This window comes from Sulfuricurvum sp. PD_MW2, from assembly GCF_002633015.1.
Taxonomy (GTDB): Bacteria; Campylobacterota; Campylobacteria; order Campylobacterales; family Sulfurimonadaceae; genus Sulfuricurvum.
In genome coordinates this window covers 1-18,418 of the sequence record NZ_NSIU01000012.1, presented here as the reverse complement: position 1 = coordinate 18,418, position 18,418 = coordinate 1, and the positions used below count along the sequence as shown (strand labels likewise).

The window sequence follows — 18,418 nt, the reverse complement described above, 5'->3', positions numbered from 1 at the left end:
CCCAAGGACATTTTTCGATGCTTCGCTCATTACATGACTCTCTGGAGCCGAAACTCATAACTCTTTTTCGTCGTCAGGGCTATTCATGGTCTGATTTTAGTGCCGATGCGATTGCAGGCCTTGCCGTAGCCATCGTCGCTCTTCCACTGGCTATGGCCATCGCTATTGCCTCGAATCTCCCTCCGGAGCGAGGTCTATTCACCGCTATCGTCGCAGGATTTCTGATCTCCGCACACGGAGGAAGCCGATATCAGATCGGAGGTCCTACGGCAGCATTTATCGTCACAGTTGCGACGGTTGCCATGAAACATGGCTATGAAGGACTGGTGCTTGCCACTCTCATGGCAGGCGGGATACTCATCCTCATGGCTTTTTTTCGTGCCGGAGAGATGATCAAATTCATCCCCTACCCTGTAATTGTCGGCTTTACGTCAGGAATTGCACTTTTAATTGCTTTTTCACAGATACGAGATTTTTTCGGCCTCTCGATCACAACCGTTCCACCCGATTTTATCGATAAACTTACCATCTACGTGACCCATCTTCATGAGACCAATTTTATCGCTATCCTCGTAGCCCTCGCCTCAATCGGTATCATTCTCCTCACCAAACGCTATACCCCTAAAATTCCCGGACCGATCATGGTCGTCATTTTCTCAGGAATTGCCGTTTGGGCACTGAACCTTCCCGTTGAGACGATTGAAAGCCGTTTCGGTACCATCCCCTCGATGCTCCCTACGCCGACATGGCCGCATATCACGTTTGAAAAACTTCGATTATTGCTCCCTGATGCCATTACGATTGCGACCTTAGCAGCAATCGAATCGCTTCTATCCGCCGTAGTCGCGGATGGGATGAGTGGAACACGACATAAGTCCAATGCCGAACTTCTCGGTCAAGGGATCGGCAATATTGCCTCAGCCATTTTTGGAGGATTGCCTGCAACCGGAGCCATTGCGCGTACAGCAACGAATGTCAAAGCAGGAGCGCGGACACCGGTAGCGGGTATGATGCACGCACTATGGCTCTTTTTATTTATGCTCCTTCTCTCACCGTTGATCGTCAAAGTTCCTCTCTCTGCATTGGCGGCTATTCTCATGATAGTAGCATGGAATATGTCCGAATTCAAACACGTCCGTGAGATTATGCAAGCGCCACGAAGCGACCGTATTGTCTTGATCCTGACATTCGCCCTCACCGTTCTCGTCGATCTGAATTTTGCGATTCAAGCGGGGATAGCTCTCGCCTCGATTCTTTTCATTAATCAAATGATGAAAGCGACTCAAATTCGCTCTGTAGAGTCTGAAGAGGATGATCCGGACTCGATTCATCACAAATCGATCCCTGAATGGGTAGAAGTCTATGAGATCCAAGGGCCCCTCTTTTTCGGGGTTGCCGAAAAACTTGTCGATACCCTTTCACTGTTTGAAACTCCACCGAAAATATTCATTCTTCGGATGCGCTACGTCCCTCTCATCGACGCAGCAGGGTTACACGCCCTTGAAGTTTTGCACGAAAGACTTGCTCAACAACAAACGCGTTTAATTCTATCGGGAGTCAATCCCCAAGTACGCCGTTTTATTGCCCAATCGCATATTGATGAAAAAATCGGCGTAGAGAATATCGTTGATCATATCGATAAAGCATTGATACGTTCAAACGAGCTTTTGCACCTTTAGACGGTGCATCTTTGGATGTCGTGCGTTAACAGTTCTTCAAAATGTTCAACCTGAACCGGTTTGCTGCACAAGTATCCTTGGAAATATTGACATCCATGATCTTCGAGGAATTTAAACTGTTCAATCGTCTCAACTCCCTCAGCAATAACCTCGAATTTAAAAATAGATGCCATCGAGAGTATGGTTTCGATCAATGCCGCGTCATCTTCATCGCTCATGATATCACGAACGAAACTGCGATCGATTTTTAATGTTGTAAAGGGGAGCTTTTTCAAATACGCCAAGGACGAATATCCGGTACCGAAATCATCCATCGAGATATTGATTCCGGCTGCTCGTAGACGATTCATTTTATCGATAACGATATCAATTTTGTCAATAACCGTTGATTCCGTCAATTCAAGTTCGAGCATGGAAGGGACGATTCCGGTTTCAGCTACGATCCGAATGACGTTATCGACAAAATTGCTCTGTCTGAATTGGATAGCACTGACATTCACCGCAATCCGATCGATGTGTATTTGACTCAAATTTTCGGCACGCCACACAACGAACTGCCGACACGCTTCATGCAATACCCATTCACCGATTGAAACAATAAGACCGCTCTCTTCTGCAATACTGATAATTTCATCGGGCATCACCATTCCCAACTCGGGATGATTCCATCGAAGCAATGCCTCCGCACCGATAATCCGTTTGGTTGCAATTTCAATCACTGGCTGATAATAGAGTTCAAGTTCATTGTTCTTGATCGCATGTCGAAGGGCATTTTCAAGCAACAACCGGTGTTTAATCCATTGATCCATTTTTTCTTGATAAAAACGGGTCGTATTTCTCCCCTCTTTTTTCGCTTGATACATTGCGGTATCCGCATATTTTAACAAATCATCTGCACTGAGCGTATGCGATGTCGCCAATGCAATCCCGATGCTGGAACTTGTCACAATCGCCTCAGATAACCCGATATCAAACGGCGTTGATAAAGCCTCATGGATTTTTTCGGCTACGCTCTCTACTTTTGTTGCCGCGATATGGGAATCATTTCCTAGCTCATTCAACAAAATGACAAACTCATCGCCACCCAAACGAGAGACAGTATCTACCTCCCGACATATACTTTTGAGCCGTTTCGCCGTTTCGATCAACAACGCATCACCAATATGATGCCCCAGCGAATCATTAATGCTTTTAAAATGATCCAAATCTAAAAACATGACTGCGACAATATTGTCACTTCGGCGATAGTGAGCAAGAGATTGTGCCAAACGATCTTTTAACAAGATACGGTTTGGAATATCGGTCAGTGCATCGTAATATGCTTGATGTTTGATTTTTTCTTCGGCGTGCATACGTTCGGTAATGTCGGTTACTAACGCTACCCCGCCGATAATTTCACGCTGAGCATTGTATATCGGAGACGTACGCAGCGTTATCCAGAGCTTAAGTTGATGATACATTGAGGTATATGGCCCCTCATAGTACCCTTTATTTCCATTCATAGGAGCATTAAGCGCTTCAACCAACGAGGTATCAGGAAGCTTTTTTAAATCTAATCCAATCATTTGTTCAAGGGTGATTTGTAAAATCTGCATCATTTCTACATTCGTTTCAACAACGAGCAAATTGGTATTGTAATAAAAAATCCCTGCCGGCGCTTCTTTAAAAATAGTTTCAAATTGCTCTTCAGAGAGGGCTAATGCCTGAGTTGCCTTCTCATGCAAAATTTTTGATTGTAATGCACTGGTGATATTGAGGTGTATTCGCTTCGACGCATTGACCAGCAACGCATAAAATGCTACAACCAAAATTGCCATCATCTGAAATTCAAGCCCCTCATGAAATAGCATGACAATAAATAGCGGAGCGACTAAGAAAGACAAGAAAACAACCGACAATCCAAACAAAGAGGCCAATGTTCCCGAAGCGATCGAGGAAAGTCCGGACAAGATAAAAAGAAGAGCAAACTGATCCATCAATTCATCTGTTTTGAAAAGAAAAAATGCCGTAATCCCCCATAAAAATGCTGCAAAATACATTACGATTTGAAAATGTTTTTCCCAAACCGCATTGCTAAATTTTTGCGGATTTTTTTTATAGATCAGCAATAGAGCAAGCCGCCAAAGCAATGCTAGACTCATCACATAAAACCAAATATCGACATATTTGGAAAAAGGTGCGTCCCGAAATAAATATACAACGATTAAAGATCCTAGAAATAGAGGAAAAATAGAGGCGAATGCTTGTCTGAATGCTATTGCAATTTGTTCAGAACGAATACGCTCAACATCACTATCGTCCATGTTTTTAGTGTATTTATTTTTATTAAATCGCATTACGTCCACATTGTGTAGAATTTAATTAAAGCTGCTTAGGATAGCGTAATTCGTATGAAAAAGAAATCTCATTATGTTACAATTGCGCAATGTATAAATTTCTTTTTTTAGCATCTATTTTTTTAAGCCTAAATGCTTACACGCTTCAAGAGAACTATACCTATACAAATTCTACAGTTTATTCCAATGATCTCTTTCCTGAACTCCAAAAAAAATTTGAAGTGTTGAAAATTCCGGATGACAAAACACAGTACCGGATCAATGCTCAAATTATTACTAAAACCTTTGAACTCAATGGTCTTCAAATCGATACGGCAAACGTTCGGTATGTTAATTTTACACAGCTCAGCCCCGTCGATTTTACTCCCTTAAAAACTCAACTCGAGTCACTGTTGAGTGCCCAATATCCATCCATTCGAATCGAAGAGATCACTATTTCGCCCAGAGGATATCTAAAATCCCTCCCGAAAAAAGCACGTGGTGTATTTGATGAACGCTTTTTCCAAAACGGCAAAGGAACTTTCTACATTATTGACGAAAGCGGTACCCGTCACTATCTTGACTACACCGTACGTGCTACCATCAATATTCTCCATACCAATCAAAAAGTTTCCATGCGTGATCCACTCAACGGATTTAATACTCTGATAAAACAAGTACCTTTCGCCTCTTTTAGAGATACGCCCCTAACACTCTTACCCAATGAGCCCTCTCGCTTTCGCTCGAACCTCAAAGCAGGACAACTTTTGACCATTCGTAACATTGAAAAAATACCCCCCGTTTTAAAAAATGAAAAAGTTATCGTCGAAGTCAAAAGTGATGCTGTCGTTGTCGAGTTTGGGGCTGTTGCAACACAAGAGGGACAACTCTATGATATTATTACGATCCAAAAAAATGACGGCAGCAGAGTCAAAGCAAAAGTGATCGGAGAGCATCGGGTGGAACTACAATGAAAATCGTGGTCGGTATCAGCGGAGCAAGCGGTGCGGGACTAGGGCTCAAATTCCTCCATGCACTTCCACATGAGATAAAAAAACATCTCATTGTCTCCGAACACGCATCCATCGTACTGGACAAAGAGGAAAACATTACTCTTCACCAAAACGATGAGATATGGGCATCCGTAGCATCCGGTTCTTATGGAGCAGATGCCATGATCATCACCCCTTGCAGTATGAATACGCTCGCTAAAATTGCGTGCGGTATAGCCGACAATCTGATCACTCGTGCTGCGGCGGTGATGATCAAAGAGCGCCGAACTCTCGTACTTGCGCCGCGTGAAATCCCCTTTTCACCTATCGCGTTGGAGAATATGTACAAACTTTCCATGATGGGAGTGATCATCGCGCCTCCCGTTCTTGCTTACTACGGAGATCAAGAAGATTTGGAGTCGATGGAAAATTTCATGATCGGCAAATGGCTTGATCTGCTGGGGATACAAAATAATCTTTACAAACGTTGGGATGACTCTCATGCATAAAATCGCCCTTTATCCCGGAACTTTCGATCCTATCACGAACGGTCATTTTGATATTATTGAACGCGGTATCCGACTCTTTGACGAAGTGATTGTAGCCGTTGCCGATTCTCAGGAAAAAAAACCGATGTTCACCCTGCAAGAGCGGGTCGACATGGTTAAATTGGCAGTAAGGGATTTAGACCGTGTCACTGTGGTCGGATTTGATAATCTCACCGTAGAACTTGCCAATACCCTCGGCGCGACCGTGCTGATACGCGGGTTGCGCGCCGTGAGCGATTTTGAATTTGAATTGCAATTGGGCTATCTTAATAATTCACTCGATCCCAACATCGAAACCGTCTATCTGATGCCCAAACTCAAGCATGCATTTATCAGTTCGTCCATCGTTCGCAATCTCCTTAAATTCAACGGTAAAACAGAGCACTTGCTTCCACAACCGGTCCAAAATGTTATCGGAAGTATGAAATCATGTACATTGCAATAGAGGGGATCGATACGGCAGGAAAAAGCACACAGATTGAAGCGCTTCGCGCCCTTTTTCCTGAGGCGCTGATTACCAAAGAACCGGGAGGGACCCCTGCAGGAGCCGAGATCCGAAATATGGTTCTCCACGGTAATTTGACGAGTAAAACTGCGGAGTTGCTCCTCTTTTTAGCCGATCGTGCCGAACATACCGAATCGGTCATATTGCCCAATATGAACAAACTTATCATCAGTGATCGCTCCGCCGTATCAGGGATGGCATACGCAAGTGTTCAAAACCTCTGTGACGAATCGACCCTTGTGATGCTTAACCGACTTGCCACTAACGGGACTCTTCCCGACACGGTCTTTATTTTGAAACTGACACCACAAGAGCTCAGTTTTCGTTTGAGCCAAAAAGAACACGATGTGATCGAATCACGCGGTATCGAGTATTTGCTCAGTATCCAAGATGCCCTTATCGCTTCGGCGTACGCTTTGGGTATCCCGACCATCGTCATCGATGCGACACAATCTATCGATACCATTACATCTGAAATTACCACCTGTATCAAAGGAGCCTTATGATCCAATCTTTGCGCGGAATGAACGATATTCTCTCTGAGGATTATGAACGTTTTGAATACTTTATAGCTACTGCCTCTACCATCGCCAAGCGATACGGCTTTCACTATATTGAAACGCCACTGCTTGAAGAAACGGCATTGTTCAAACGCTCCGTCGGAGAAAGCAGCGACATCGTCGGCAAAGAGATGTATCAGTTTATCGACAAAGGTGAAAATGATGTATGTCTGCGCCCGGAGGGGACGGCGGGTGTCGTTCGGGCATTTATCCAGCACAAGCTCGATAAAAAAGGGGGAATCCACCGCTTTTATTATCACGGACCGATGTTTCGTTACGAACGCCCCCAAAAAGGCCGCCTACGCGAGTTTCATCAATTCGGGATCGAAAGCTTCGGGGTAGCATCCGTCTATGAAGATGCTCTGATGATCATGATGGTCTCCGATATTCTCACAGCGTTGGGAATCGGATATCGCCTCAAACTCAACTCACTGGGTGATCAACACTGTATGCCGGCCTATCGCGAAAAGCTCGTTAGTTTCATCGACAGCTGCGGCGATGCAATCTGCGGAGACTGCGAGCGTCGTAAACTCACCAACCCTATTCGGGTCCTTGATTGTAAAAACGAACACTGCCAAAGTCTCTATCTCAATGCTCCGAAATTGATCGATCATCTCTGCGAAGGATGCCAAAGCGATTTTGAAACCCTCAAATCGATCCTGGATCAGCACGCTATCGCGTATGAAATCGATACAAATCTCGTACGCGGATTGGATTATTATTCGAAAACGGCATTTGAATTTGTCAGCGATAATATCGGCAGCCAGAGTGCGATTGCCGGAGGTGGACGCTACGACCGTCTTATCGAATTTTTGGACGGCAAACCGACACCGGCTGTCGGATTTGCGCTGGGAATCGAGCGTTTGATGGAGCTCATCGTTATGCCAGAATCAGTGCGTGAGGGATACTATTTTGGTGCCATGGATGAAACGGCGATAAAACCTATCCTTTTAGCGGCGGAAAAAGCACGCCGAAACCAAAAAGCGGTTGTGGAGTATAAACCTAGAAAGCTTCAAGATCATCTCAAAGGAGCCGATCGCATTAATGCCCGCTATTGTGCTATTATCGGTGAGAATGAGCTGAACCAAAACAGTATTTGGGTCAAAGATTTGGTCGAAAAAAACGAAAAGCTTATCCCTTTGAATGAATTTTTTGCCTAAGGAGCGGTGATGAAAACATACGGTATCGATATTTGGGGCGAAAATAACTTTATGATTGACCAAGGGAAGATCAAGGTCAACTATAAAAGTTCCCCATCCCTTCTTGAAATCACCCAAAAAGTGCGAAAAACCAACCTTCGCGGTCCACTTATTTTACGTTTTCCGCACCTTATCGGAAAACAGATTGATGCGCTCTATTCCAATTTCCGCCGCGCTATTTTTGAAAATGACTACACCGGAAAATTCAATGCTGTTTTTCCTCTCAAAGTAAACCAATTTCCCGAAGCGGTTGACGCTATCGTCGAGCACGGTGAGAGCTACTGCTACGGATTGGAAGCGGGATCAAAAGCCGAACTTGCCCTCGCTATGGCCAAAACTCCCATCGGTTCACCTATTACGGTCAACGGATTCAAAGATGAAGAGATGGTTACACTTGGATTTATGGCCGCACAAATGGGGCACAACATCACCATCACGATTGAAGGTCTCGGTGAGTTGGAGTGGATTATCGACGTTGCCCAAAGCTGTAATCTCAAAGTCCCTAATATCGGTATCCGTGTACGCCTTCAATCGGAGGGAAGCGGTATTTGGGCAAAAAGCAGCGGTCTAAGTGCGAAATTCGGACTAACGTCTACCGAGTTGATCGAAGCGATGGCAATGCTCACCGAGAGCAATATGCTAGAGCACTTTACCATGATCCATTTTCATGTCGGAAGCCAGATGCAAGAGATTGCTACCTTAAAACGGGTACTGCGTGAAGCGGGCAACATTTATGCCGAACTCAAAAAAATGGGCGCGGACAACCTGAGTGCCATCAATATCGGTGGAGGTTTGGCGGTAGAATACTCTCAACACACCTCTACACGTATGCGTAACTATACCCTAGAAGAGTTCTCAAACAGCGTCGTCTTTTTGCTTCGTGAAATAATGAACGCCAAAGGGGTTGCCCATCCCGATATTTTCACCGAATCCGGACGCTTTATCGTTGCTTCCCACTCGGTTTTGATTGCCCCCGTTCTAGAATTGTTCAGTCACGACTATCAGGAGAAATCGCTCAAGCTCAAAGAGCAGAACCCTCCACTGATCGAAGAGCTTCGAGAACTCAATTCCCTCCTCTCTCCACGCACGTGTATCGAGTATATGCATGATGCTCTCGATCATATGGAGTCGTTACTCACTCTTTTCAATCTCGGACATATTGATCTTCAGGATCGTTCCAATGCCGAGATTTTAGTGCATCAGATTATCAAAAAATCGCTCTATCTCTCTCAGGACAACCCTCTTCCTGATATTGAGCGGCTTCAAGTAAAACTCCAAGAGCGCTACTTGATCAACAGCTCCATTTTCCAGAGTATTCCAGATTATTGGGGCTTGCAGCAGCAGTTTCCGATCATGCCGCTCGATCGCCTTGATGTTCCTGCGATCCGTGCTGCGTCACTTTGGGATATCACCTGCGATAGCGACGGTGAGATACGGTTCAAACCCGAAACCCCTTTGTATCTGCACGATATTGATTTGGACGAGGAGGAGTATTTCTTGGCCTTTTTCAACGTCGGAGCGTATCAAGAAACGTTGGGGATGAATCACAATCTATTTACCCACCCGAGCGAATGTACGATTCTTATCAACGACAACGGATATGAGATTGAAAACTTTACCGAATCGGATAATGTCCTCAATATCCTCGAAGATATAGGATACGATTCCTCCAAACTTCTGACAAACCTTAAGAATAAACTTGCCTTGAGCGATTTTAGGACAGAAGAAGAAAAAAGTGATACACTTCAAAAACTCGAAATGTACCTGTACCAAAACGGGTATCTGCGAACCACACGATAAGGATTGAATTTGGGACTTTTTTCAGAGATTGCGGAAGATTTTTCAAATGTTTACAAAAATGATCCCGCTATCAGTTCGCGAATAGAACTCTTCTTCAACTATCCAGGTGTATGGGCTATCTTTTGGTACCGTATTTCGAATCGTCTCTATCGCAATGGCTTCAAATCGATTGCCCGCATACTCATGGGGATCAACCAAATCTTTACAAACATTGATATCCATCCCGGTGCTACGATCGGAAGACGGGTATTTATCGATCACGGGTTCGGTGTCGTTATCGGTCAAACAACGATTATCGAAGATGATGTACTGATTTATCAAGGTGTCACCCTGGGTGGAGTAAGTCTTGTTGCCGGAAAGCGTCACCCGACGATCAAAAGCGGTGTCGTAATCGGTGCCGGGGCAAAAGTTCTCGGGAACATCACAATCGGAGCCAATTCCAAAATCGGTGCCAATTCCGTCGTTGTACGTGAAGTACCCGATAATTCTACCGCGATCGGTATTCCTGCCCATGTTATCCAAAAGGGGCGCGATAAAGACCCATTTAGCCACAACAAACTCCCAGATATCAATAAAGAGATGTTTGAGTATCTTCTCCGCAGAGTCGCTGTTCTTGAACACTATATGGTTCAAGACAATTCTGAGATTTTAGAACAAGATTTGCAACTCGAAAACATCTATGAATCGTTTATCAAGGCTATGAAAAATTAAGGGATCCGTTAAAGATTTTTTAATCCTAAAGCCATTACAATGAACCCTTAATATTTTTGTCTAATAAAGGTTTTTAATGGTGAACAGGCTCCATATCGTAACGTGCTCTTTGCTTTGTGCACTCCAACTCAGTGCTACATCGCTCGATTCGAATGCACTGCGTTCCAGCCTCTCAAAGCCTCAATTTGATCAGACGTTATCCACTCTCCGTGATGACACCTCCGATCAAAGCGAGTTTTGGTATTGGCTCAATCTTGCTCGTATGCAACAGGCTCACGGTGATTTTAACGCATCGATCAACTCCTTTCAAAAATCGTTTGAAATTTTGGATGAATACGAGAATCGTGCAAAAGTAAGCCTTCGCAATATCGGCTCTTTTTTAGGATCGACTTTTTTATCCAAAGGGGCTGAAACCTATTACGGAAAAGGGTATGAACGCTCTTTGATGCATACGCTCAATGCACTCAATTATGCAATGAACGGTAATTTTCAAGGGGCATCGGTAGAGATGCGACGGATGGAACAACGCCAAGAATTCTGGTTGAGTGAAACAGAAGCAAAAATCAAAGAAGCTGCAGAAGAACAAGCCAAAGCCGAAAAAGAGGGAAACAACGTCTCTTCTATTCCTAGTGAGTATTCAATGGCTGCCATGCTTGAAGACCCGAGTATTCGCAGTTTGGCCAACAGCTATCAAGATCCTTTTTCCTATACCCTCAGCAGTATCATTACCGACATTGCATTTCCAAGCGAAAAATTGGGAGAAGTGAGCCTAAAACGAGCCCTTAGCCTAAATCCCGATGTTTCAAAAGCATTTGTGAAACTTCCGAAACCTGCCGTTGAGACTGTTGCAAAACCAAAACAGCCGCCTGTACAAAAAGGCAAAAAAGGTACTCAGCAACCCCTAGTCCAAGCAATCGAACCTAAAATTGACAAAATGGATGTGACAGTTGTCGTCTTAGCCGGAGAAGCCCCTGCCGTTAAAATTGAAAAAATTCGTTTTCCTCTTTTTAACGGTGCGAATTATGCCAGTATCGATCTTCCGGCATACAATCCGCCAATAAATGACGTGAGCGTAGTAACAATATCCACCAATAAACTCATCCTCCAGCCTCCTCGATTACTTCAAACCAATGCAATGGCCTACAAAACACTCAAAGATGAATTTGTCGGGGAACTCTCAAAAGCGGTAGTACGAGCTACGGCAAAAGCGGTCGTCGCCAAACAAGCTTCCGATAATTTTGGTGCTTTTGGGGGACTTATGGCATCATTAGCAATGGACGTTGGAAGTTCAATTGCGGATTCAGGTTTTCGTAACTGGGAGCTCCTTCCGAATTCAGGCTACCTCTCTAAGTTCGAAGCCATTCAAGGGGAAACTTTAACCATCACTTTGAACGATCGGCAAGAATCGTTCACCCTTCCAAAAGATAAAAAAGGGGTTCTTGTTCTTGTCTCTTACATCACCAACGATAACATAAGGATTGATCATGTTGAATACTAAAAAAACACTCTTGAGTATCACTGTAGGAAGTTTTATGCTTCTTGGAATGAGCGGATGTGCAGGTAAAAACCAAGAACACTATATCGGAAAAGAACGTGTTATTCTCAAAGAACACAAAAGTTTCCAAGAAGGAAAATTCTTAAAAGTAGCCGCAACGTTCGAAAATGAAGACAATACGGAAGTTGAAGGGATGGTATATCAGGTAGAGTGGATTGACAGCCGCGGTATCGTTGTCGATCAAACGGCATGGAAACCGTTCACGATCATCGGAAAACAGCAAATTCGTGTTGTTGATATGGCAAATCGCCCTGATGTAACCGACTATCGTATTATCATTTCAACCCCAAATAAATAAGGAAAACAAAACATGACAACATTGACAAAACTTTCTCTCTCAACAACATTGATTCTCTCTTCATTCCTAATGAGCGGATGTGCAACCGGCGGAGCCGGAATGGTAGGCGCATCATCAAACGTAAAATACGGTGATGCTAAAGCGGCTGAAACGGTTACGGCCGATTTTGGCTCATCAGACTTGCAATCAACTGCCGAAACATTGACCCAATCGCTCCTAGAAACGCGTTATATCTCTAAAGCGCAACAACCACCGAAAGTTCGTCTCCGTACCGTGAATAACCTTACGTATGAGCACATCGATACCAAAGCGATTACCGATAAAATCCGTATCAAACTGCTTAAATCGGGACAAGTCCGCTTTCTCGCAGATACGGCTAATCTCAATCAAGTCAGTGCAGAGCGTGATTTGACAACAACCGCAACGACGAAAACAAAAATGAAAGCGATGACTGATTCAGATTACATCATCACCGGAAATGTCCGCTCGATCAAAAAAGCGAATGATGATGTCAAAGATGTTTATTACAACGTTTCATTGGAACTTGTCGATCCGCAAAGCGGGGAAATTCTATGGGCTGATGAAAAAGAGATCCGAAAAGTGACCTCTAAATCTTCTGTCGGATGGTAAATATGAAACTTTTTAAATACACCCTTGCGGCTTTATGTACAACTTCTATTGTACTTAGTGCCGCTATTCTTCCATCGGGTGAAAGTGTCGAGGTTAAACCTTTAACCTATAACTATGTTGTCGTTCAGGATTTTGAACACAGCGTTGCAGAGGTCTCTCATAACAAAGACGGATCTATCAAAGAAGATGAAGGTGCATCCTTTAGTGCCCATCAAGCCGGCGCAGGCTTTTTCAGCTACAATGCAGCCGCATCTGCTAATGTAAGTTCCAAACGTGATAATGAGTATAAAGACTACAAAGAGCACCATAAAGCAACGGCGAGTCGTTATAATGATACCGTGATGGTTGAAAAAGTAATGTATTCGGATAAAATGACCAGCATTATCGAAACTGCCTTCAACGATGCAGGTATCTCGATGTCAAAATCAGGAGAAAATGTCTTAAGCGGTTCGATCAAAGCAATGCGCTGCAGCAAACCAAGACTTGTTCCTGATGGAAGTAAAGAGCGCTATTCTATCAGTGCAACCACATCCGTACATATCCAAATTGCCAATAAACAAACCGGTAAAGTTCTCTTTGCCAAAACATTCACCGGTACAGCGCAACAAACATTCAATATGCACGATCCGGTTCCGGTAGATGAAACGGTTGATATGTCCGTAGATGATCTGACCGAATCGATGATCGAGACATTGACAGGTAAAAAACGCTCGACCCAAGTAGATTATCAAGATTCTCCGGGAAAACGTCTCGTAGACTAATACAAAGAGGCTTACATGAAATATTATGCTGTTTTTCTCGCTTTTATGACACTCTCTCATGCAGAGATTTTAAATACGGGAAGCAATGATTACTACATGGCTCCTCCGGCATCATATTCATCAAGCCAAAGTGCGCCTACCCCTTCTGCGCAAGAGCAATGTTGGTATGAGCAAGTACCCATCAGCGGTGTTTCACAAAACGACAATACCCCTAATGTAGGCGGTGCTGTTGTAGGTGGAATCGTAGGAGGAATTGTAGGACACCAATTTGGGAGTGGGAGCGGCAATACCGCAGCTACCATAGCCGGTGCGGCAATCGGAACGGCAATCGGTGCGAATGCCGGGAAAACTCCTTCGACACCGCAATATCAGCTCATTCGTAAATGTAATACGGTTCGCTGATTTTTTTTCTTAAATCCCTTCGCTGGGATTAATTGTCTCTACTACATCCAATCCAAAACCGCTTAATCCGGCAAAATCAGATGTTTTTGTCTCTGCTATCAGCCGCATATGCTTCACCCCTAATGATTTTAGGATTTGAGCGCCGATCCCGTATTCTTTCATATTGGCCTGCTGATGCTGAGGCTTGTTAATGAAAAGCATCACACCGCTATTGTGTTTCAAATAGTTGATTGAATCTACCAAGTGGGTATATTTGCTCTGATTCAACAACAAATCAATATCCGGAACAACATTATGAACTTTTACGTTCGCCGTCTCGCCTGCTTTGTAGAATACAACTGCTGTATGACGGTTATCCTGATGATCTGCGAACTCATATTTTTTTACGTGTACACCAAAAAACTCTATTTCTTCTTCAGATATTGCTTTGACAAGGGTTTCATTCGCAAGACGAAACTCAACGATATCAGAGATATAGACCGTTTTAAGGTTATGTTTTTCTGCAAAAACATCCAAATCATCACGACGTGCCATCGTCCCGTCTTCTTTCATAATTTCACAGATTACTGCTGATTCTGCCAGACCTGCGAGTCGGCACAAATCAACTGAACCTTCGGTATGACCGATTCGGACAAGTGTTCCCCCCTCTTTTGCAATCAACGGAAAAATATGACCGGGAGCAACAAGTTCAGATGGCTGAGACAATGGATTAGCAAGAATTTTGATCGTCATATCCCGCTCAGCCGTAGAGATACCCGTAGTCGCTGCCGTAGCATCAACAGAAATCGTAAATGCAGTTTCATGCATCGAAGTATTCGATTTTACCATCGGCTCCAAATTAAGCCGTTTGGCAATCGCTGGATTAATAGCGACACAAATGAGCCCTTTTGCGTGTGTAGCCATAAAGTTGACATGATCTGGGGTTGAAAAAACAGAAGCATATACCAGATCTCCTTCGTTTTCACGATCCTCATCATCAACCATTATGACCATACGACCTTTTTTAAACTCCTCGATCGCATCCAATACTCTTTGCACTGCTGACATTCAATACTCTTTTTATATTAATATAGTAAGGAATTATAGAGTAAAAGGGTTAAAAATCCATTACTTACAAAAAAATGATATTTTTTTACTACTTGATTCAAAAATCTCTTGACAATTTATTCAAAAGTGTCTATAATTTCGGCCTCTTAACGAGAACATTGGGGTATCGCCAAGCGGTAAGGCAACTGGTTTTGGTCCAGTCATTCGGGGGTTCGAATCCCTCTTCCCCATCCACCTTTCTTTTACACAAAAGACGTACCGCGGAATAGAGCAGTCCGGTAGCTCGTCGGGCTCATAACCCGAAGGTCATAGGTTCAAATCCTGTTTCCGCAACCAACTACAAACATCGATAAATACGAACTTTCAGAGCTTTTCCATTAACTCAGAATCTTTTTAAGCATTGATAAAAATAGTCTAACGTACGGAATAGATTTTATGTCGCGGAATAGAGCAGCACGGTAGCTCGACGGGCTCATAACCCGTAGGTCACAGGTTCAAATCCTGTTTCCGCAACCAACCCATCACCACTCACACCATTTATAATAATCAAGCAAAACACTTTTTTCTAATTTAAAGCCAAAATATCAAATTTTTCAAATCGATTTGTCGCTATTGTGTTATCGATAATGAAATAAGACAAGGTATAAACCATAAAACATCTGTTCCTAATATTTATTTTGAGTACATTGGCAATGGCACACTATCAACAAGTAAAAATTGGTGCAATCAGCAGCCAATACAAAGACTCCCTCTCTCAGAAACAACTTTATACTCTTATTCAAGAGATCAAGGCTCAATTTGATTGGCAGCTTGGATACAGTGTTTTTGAATACTCCGAAAACGGTCTTCCAATCAATATCTTGTTTGCCAATGAATCTCAGAGAAGAAAAATGCTCAAAAGGTATGAAGAAGAGATTGTTTCTATTCAAAAACAAATAAACCTACTGGAAGTACAGATTACTGATGAAAAAAGTACTATTGATCAGAATCAAGAAACATTAAATGCAGAAGCCAATGCACTGAACCAGTCGATTCAAAATCTTAACAGCTATATCTCAAAGACGAATAGCACTGTTTCATCCCTATCAAAAGAACAATATGCATCCATCAAACAAAAGGTAGATACTGAACAGTCAAAAATAGCACAAATCAAAAAAAGGTATGCGCAAAATAGAGCCCGTCATAATAGGGATCTAAAAGCACTCAATCGCATCATCAGCAAACACAATTCATTAATACGGCAATACAACTCTCTTGTAGTTCGCATTGAGTCCCTGTCAGACAGTATCATGGAAGTCAAAGGGAAAGCGATTGGAAAAAATATCACTATGGTAAAAACCTATTATCAAAATGGGAAAAAAATAGTGGAAAAAGAGAATCGTGACGAGATGGAGAAAATAGAGATATATGGATTTGATGGCAATATGAATCAATTGAAAGCTATATTGGCTCATGAAATAGCGCATTTGGTCGGTGTCAATCACATCGAGGAAAAAGGGGCGCTTATGAATCCAATCTTACAGTCAAATCAAGTAGAAAGAATGAAATTGACACCAGATGACATCAACGCATTTAATCAAGTCTTCCGTTCAAATTCAACAAAAAAATAGTCATAGGATTAATATGAAAAGAATTTACTTACTCGTAGGAATTTTACTTACCTTGAGTGGTTGTTCCATCTCTACATACCCTCCACTTCAGACTGTAAAAAGCGTAAATCCTGAGCGCTACAGCGGTACGTGGATCGAAATCGCCCGTTATGAAAATCGTTTTGAGAAAGGGTGTGCAGGAGCGAGTGCCGAGTATACTTTAGAGGATGCTCATATCAACGTTACCAACCGATGTTTTGATACAACTAACACGATGATCAATGAAGCGAAAGGGAAAGCTTACGCTATTGACACCACTAATTCGAAACTCAAAGTCACTTTTTTTTGGCCATTTTACGGCGATTATCAGGTCATTATGCTAAGTGATGACTATCAATATAGTGTTGTCGGTGATCCAAATCGCAAATACCTTTGGATTTTGTCTCGTACCAAAAAGCTCAAGGAGAGCGACAAAGCATTTATCCTCTCGTCACTTCCTAACTTTGGATATGATCCTGATAAACTTTACTGGACAACTTACCCTTAAAGAGTTCCGGATTATCCAACTGGCCAACAGACAAAACTTATCATTACGCCAAAAATTCCATATTTTACTTTCTTCAATCAACAACAGTGATACAATCTCAAATCACATTCAAAGGGATAATATGACTTTATTTGACAGAATCGAAAAAAAGATTTTCTTTCGAATTGTTCGAGTAGTAACATTTGGGATAGCATTTTTGGCTTTAATCGCTACAATTGCAGGTTTTTATGCGGCATTAGACTCTACCTTTGAAGCCAAAGCAAGTAAGGTAACCGTATCAAAAGATGAAATCAACCAAGTGATTAAAGCTTCTGCGCCTGCGGCTACTACACCTGCACCTACTGGAACTGAGGTTTCATCTGTAACTCCACCGACAGAACCTGTCTTATCTCCAGAAGAGAAAGCACGAAAAGATATTGCAAAGAGCATTGCGACAAAAATATTCAAAACTATGGGAATAGAAATTACAAGTCCTGACTATAAAGAGAGATTAGAAAGTCTAACCAATGGAATTCTAGGTGATTTTGCATCGTATGACCAAGAGACCGCTATCAGCGTTCTAAGTCAGATTGATGAACTAGCAGGCGGTTTTTCAAAAGCGACCATAGAGCAAGAATATAATGCAGCTAGAATATTATTTTTCAAAAAATATCAGCATGAACAAGATTTGGTTACTCAGAAAAACATGGCAAATGAAATTCATAAAATGCAAGGTGCAATGGCATTTGGAAGTGGGATTGTCGTATTTGCTCTCTTTGTAATGATTTTAGTACTTATGAGAATTGAAAAAAATACTCGTCCTATTGATAGCGAGGATGAAACCTTTACTACGTCTGATAAAAAAATATTCTTATCGATTATTGGAATTGGTGTCGCCATTGCGGTTTTTACTGGATGGTTATATACACATAATGCTTCAAAAAACGAAGAGTTCAACGCGGTTGACGAAGCAACTCAAAGCATGCCAATGAGTAATTTATCAGCGCCTGCAGCTCAAGAACCGGCAACTCCTTCAGCTGATCCAGTATCTACATCTGATGCTGCAGCACCGGCTGCTGAAGAAGCTGATTCTGAAGTAGACAATAACAATATAGACTCTGAACAAGCACAATAAAAATCTTTCTTGTTTATAGCATTTAATCACTACCGCACCTGAGACATGCAGAATAGTTTTATAACTATAATGGGTGATCATGTACTCCTAGGTCTGATGATTTATACATAATCGAGCCTTCAGCACTAGACATCAGCATCTCTGAACCTATCTAATACATTTTAAA

General features: G+C 42.7%; 18 protein-coding genes and 3 tRNA genes. 19 read left to right on the top strand and 2 right to left on the bottom strand.

Going from position 1 to position 18,418, the window contains the following annotated elements:
* The first annotated feature begins 17 nt into the window (after window positions 1-17).
* Window positions 18-1,679: a SulP family inorganic anion transporter gene (locus CJD30_RS06880; protein WP_294917736.1), complete on the top strand. Its 1,662-nt coding sequence runs from the start codon at window positions 18-20 to the stop codon at window positions 1,677-1,679.
* Here CJD30_RS06880 and CJD30_RS06875 read toward each other — a convergent pair.
* Window positions 1,676-4,015, bottom strand: coding sequence for an EAL domain-containing protein (locus CJD30_RS06875; protein ID WP_294917734.1), 2,340 nt, complete (start codon window positions 4,013-4,015; stop codon window positions 1,676-1,678). The genes CJD30_RS06880 and CJD30_RS06875 overlap by 4 nt on opposite strands.
* Window positions 4,016-4,104: 89 nt before the next feature.
* On the opposite strand from CJD30_RS06875, the gene CJD30_RS06870 reads away from it, so the two are divergent.
* The 12 genes from CJD30_RS06870 (at window position 4,105) to CJD30_RS06815 (ending at window position 13,955) form a co-directional block, all read left to right on the top strand.
* Window positions 4,105-4,968 carry a flagella basal body P-ring formation protein FlgA gene (locus CJD30_RS06870; protein WP_294917732.1) on the top strand — a complete coding sequence of 288 codons (864 nt, stop codon included), beginning with the start codon at window positions 4,105-4,107 and terminating at the stop codon, window positions 4,966-4,968.
* Window positions 4,965-5,495 carry a UbiX family flavin prenyltransferase gene (locus CJD30_RS06865; RefSeq protein ID WP_294917730.1) on the top strand — a complete coding sequence of 177 codons (531 nt, stop codon included), beginning with the start codon at window positions 4,965-4,967 and terminating at the stop codon, window positions 5,493-5,495. The genes CJD30_RS06870 and CJD30_RS06865 overlap by 4 nt, the downstream gene beginning before the upstream one ends.
* Window positions 5,488-5,979 (top strand): pantetheine-phosphate adenylyltransferase, encoded by a 492-nt coding sequence (gene coaD, locus CJD30_RS06860; RefSeq protein WP_294917848.1) that lies wholly within the window; start codon window positions 5,488-5,490, stop codon window positions 5,977-5,979. Before CJD30_RS06865 ends, coaD begins: the two co-directional genes overlap by 8 nt.
* Window positions 5,964-6,545, top strand: coding sequence for a dTMP kinase (gene tmk, locus CJD30_RS06855; protein ID WP_294917721.1), 582 nt, complete (start codon window positions 5,964-5,966; stop codon window positions 6,543-6,545). Before coaD ends, tmk begins: the two co-directional genes overlap by 16 nt.
* Window positions 6,542-7,759 (top strand): histidine--tRNA ligase, encoded by a 1,218-nt coding sequence (hisS, locus tag CJD30_RS06850; protein WP_294917718.1) that lies wholly within the window; start codon window positions 6,542-6,544, stop codon window positions 7,757-7,759. The genes tmk and hisS overlap by 4 nt, the downstream gene beginning before the upstream one ends.
* 9 nt (window positions 7,760-7,768) lie before the next feature.
* Window positions 7,769-9,598: a biosynthetic arginine decarboxylase gene (gene speA / locus CJD30_RS06845; RefSeq protein ID WP_294917716.1), complete on the top strand. Its 1,830-nt coding sequence runs from the start codon at window positions 7,769-7,771 to the stop codon at window positions 9,596-9,598.
* A 9-nt stretch (window positions 9,599-9,607) separates the two neighbouring features.
* Window positions 9,608-10,309, top strand: a complete 702-nt coding sequence (gene cysE / locus CJD30_RS06840) for a serine O-acetyltransferase (RefSeq protein WP_294917714.1) — start codon at window positions 9,608-9,610, stop codon at window positions 10,307-10,309.
* A 76-nt stretch (window positions 10,310-10,385) separates the two neighbouring features.
* Entirely contained in the window at window positions 10,386-11,807 is a 1,422-nt protein-coding gene (locus CJD30_RS06835) for a hypothetical protein (protein ID WP_294917712.1), read from the top strand.
* The gene (locus tag CJD30_RS06830) at window positions 11,794-12,162 is read left to right on the top strand and encodes a DUF1425 domain-containing protein (protein WP_294917709.1); all 369 of its coding nucleotides are present in this window, start codon (window positions 11,794-11,796) and stop codon (window positions 12,160-12,162) included. Before CJD30_RS06835 ends, CJD30_RS06830 begins: the two co-directional genes overlap by 14 nt.
* 12 nt (window positions 12,163-12,174) lie before the next feature.
* Window positions 12,175-12,792 (top strand): penicillin-binding protein activator LpoB, encoded by a 618-nt coding sequence (locus tag CJD30_RS06825; protein WP_294917707.1) that lies wholly within the window; start codon window positions 12,175-12,177, stop codon window positions 12,790-12,792.
* 2 nt (window positions 12,793-12,794) lie between these two features.
* The gene (locus CJD30_RS06820; protein WP_294917706.1) at window positions 12,795-13,553 is read left to right on the top strand and encodes a hypothetical protein; all 759 of its coding nucleotides are present in this window, start codon (window positions 12,795-12,797) and stop codon (window positions 13,551-13,553) included.
* A gap of 15 nt (window positions 13,554-13,568) precedes the next feature.
* Entirely contained in the window at window positions 13,569-13,955 is a 387-nt protein-coding gene (locus CJD30_RS06815; RefSeq protein ID WP_294917704.1) for a glycine zipper 2TM domain-containing protein, read from the top strand.
* A 9-nt stretch (window positions 13,956-13,964) separates the two neighbouring features.
* On the opposite strand, the gene CJD30_RS06810 is transcribed toward CJD30_RS06815, so the two are convergent.
* Entirely contained in the window at window positions 13,965-15,002 is a 1,038-nt protein-coding gene (locus CJD30_RS06810; protein ID WP_294917702.1) for a bifunctional 3,4-dihydroxy-2-butanone 4-phosphate synthase/GTP cyclohydrolase II, read from the bottom strand.
* A 159-nt stretch (window positions 15,003-15,161) separates the two neighbouring features.
* Between CJD30_RS06810 and CJD30_RS06805 the strand changes: the two genes are divergently transcribed.
* From CJD30_RS06805 to CJD30_RS06780, 6 genes are all read left to right on the top strand, one after another.
* Window positions 15,162-15,236 (top strand) — tRNA-Gln (locus CJD30_RS06805).
* A gap of 25 nt (window positions 15,237-15,261) precedes the next feature.
* Window positions 15,262-15,338, top strand: a tRNA-Met gene (locus CJD30_RS06800).
* A gap of 103 nt (window positions 15,339-15,441) precedes the next feature.
* Window positions 15,442-15,518: transfer RNA gene (locus CJD30_RS06795), tRNA-Met, on the top strand.
* 161 nt (window positions 15,519-15,679) lie between these two features.
* A complete protein-coding gene (locus CJD30_RS06790; RefSeq protein WP_294917700.1) occupies window positions 15,680-16,612 on the top strand; it encodes a matrixin family metalloprotease in 933 nt (310 codons plus the stop codon).
* A 13-nt stretch (window positions 16,613-16,625) separates the two neighbouring features.
* Window positions 16,626-17,138, top strand: a complete 513-nt coding sequence (locus tag CJD30_RS06785) for a lipocalin family protein (protein ID WP_294917698.1) — start codon at window positions 16,626-16,628, stop codon at window positions 17,136-17,138.
* Window positions 17,139-17,259: 121 nt separating this feature from the next.
* Window positions 17,260-18,252 (top strand): hypothetical protein, encoded by a 993-nt coding sequence (locus CJD30_RS06780; protein ID WP_294917697.1) that lies wholly within the window; start codon window positions 17,260-17,262, stop codon window positions 18,250-18,252.
* Window positions 18,253-18,418 lie beyond the last annotated feature (166 nt).

Excerpts from the sequence above, each read along its gene's own strand:
- CJD30_RS06880 (WP_294917736.1), top strand. The coding sequence starts at position 18 with ATGCTTCGCTCATTACATGACTCTCTGGAGCCGAAACTCATAACTCTT.
- CJD30_RS06875 (WP_294917734.1), bottom strand. The coding sequence starts at position 4,015 with ATGCGATTTAATAAAAATAAATACACTAAAAACATGGACGATAGTGAT.
- CJD30_RS06870 (WP_294917732.1), top strand. The coding sequence starts at position 4,105 with ATGTATAAATTTCTTTTTTTAGCATCTATTTTTTTAAGCCTAAATGCT.
- CJD30_RS06865 (WP_294917730.1), top strand. The coding sequence starts at position 4,965 with ATGAAAATCGTGGTCGGTATCAGCGGAGCAAGCGGTGCGGGACTAGGG.
- coaD (WP_294917848.1), top strand. The coding sequence starts at position 5,488 with ATGCATAAAATCGCCCTTTATCCCGGAACTTTCGATCCTATCACGAAC.
- tmk (WP_294917721.1), top strand. The coding sequence starts at position 5,964 with ATGTACATTGCAATAGAGGGGATCGATACGGCAGGAAAAAGCACACAG.
- hisS (WP_294917718.1), top strand. The coding sequence starts at position 6,542 with ATGATCCAATCTTTGCGCGGAATGAACGATATTCTCTCTGAGGATTAT.
- speA (WP_294917716.1), top strand. The coding sequence starts at position 7,769 with ATGAAAACATACGGTATCGATATTTGGGGCGAAAATAACTTTATGATT.
- CJD30_RS06835 (WP_294917712.1), top strand. The coding sequence starts at position 10,386 with ATGGTGAACAGGCTCCATATCGTAACGTGCTCTTTGCTTTGTGCACTC.
- CJD30_RS06830 (WP_294917709.1), top strand. The coding sequence starts at position 11,794 with ATGTTGAATACTAAAAAAACACTCTTGAGTATCACTGTAGGAAGTTTT.
- CJD30_RS06825 (WP_294917707.1), top strand. The coding sequence starts at position 12,175 with ATGACAACATTGACAAAACTTTCTCTCTCAACAACATTGATTCTCTCT.
- CJD30_RS06820 (WP_294917706.1), top strand. The coding sequence starts at position 12,795 with ATGAAACTTTTTAAATACACCCTTGCGGCTTTATGTACAACTTCTATT.
- CJD30_RS06815 (WP_294917704.1), top strand. The coding sequence starts at position 13,569 with ATGAAATATTATGCTGTTTTTCTCGCTTTTATGACACTCTCTCATGCA.
- CJD30_RS06810 (WP_294917702.1), bottom strand. The coding sequence starts at position 15,002 with ATGTCAGCAGTGCAAAGAGTATTGGATGCGATCGAGGAGTTTAAAAAA.
- CJD30_RS06785 (WP_294917698.1), top strand. The coding sequence starts at position 16,626 with ATGAAAAGAATTTACTTACTCGTAGGAATTTTACTTACCTTGAGTGGT.
- CJD30_RS06780 (WP_294917697.1), top strand. The coding sequence starts at position 17,260 with ATGACTTTATTTGACAGAATCGAAAAAAAGATTTTCTTTCGAATTGTT.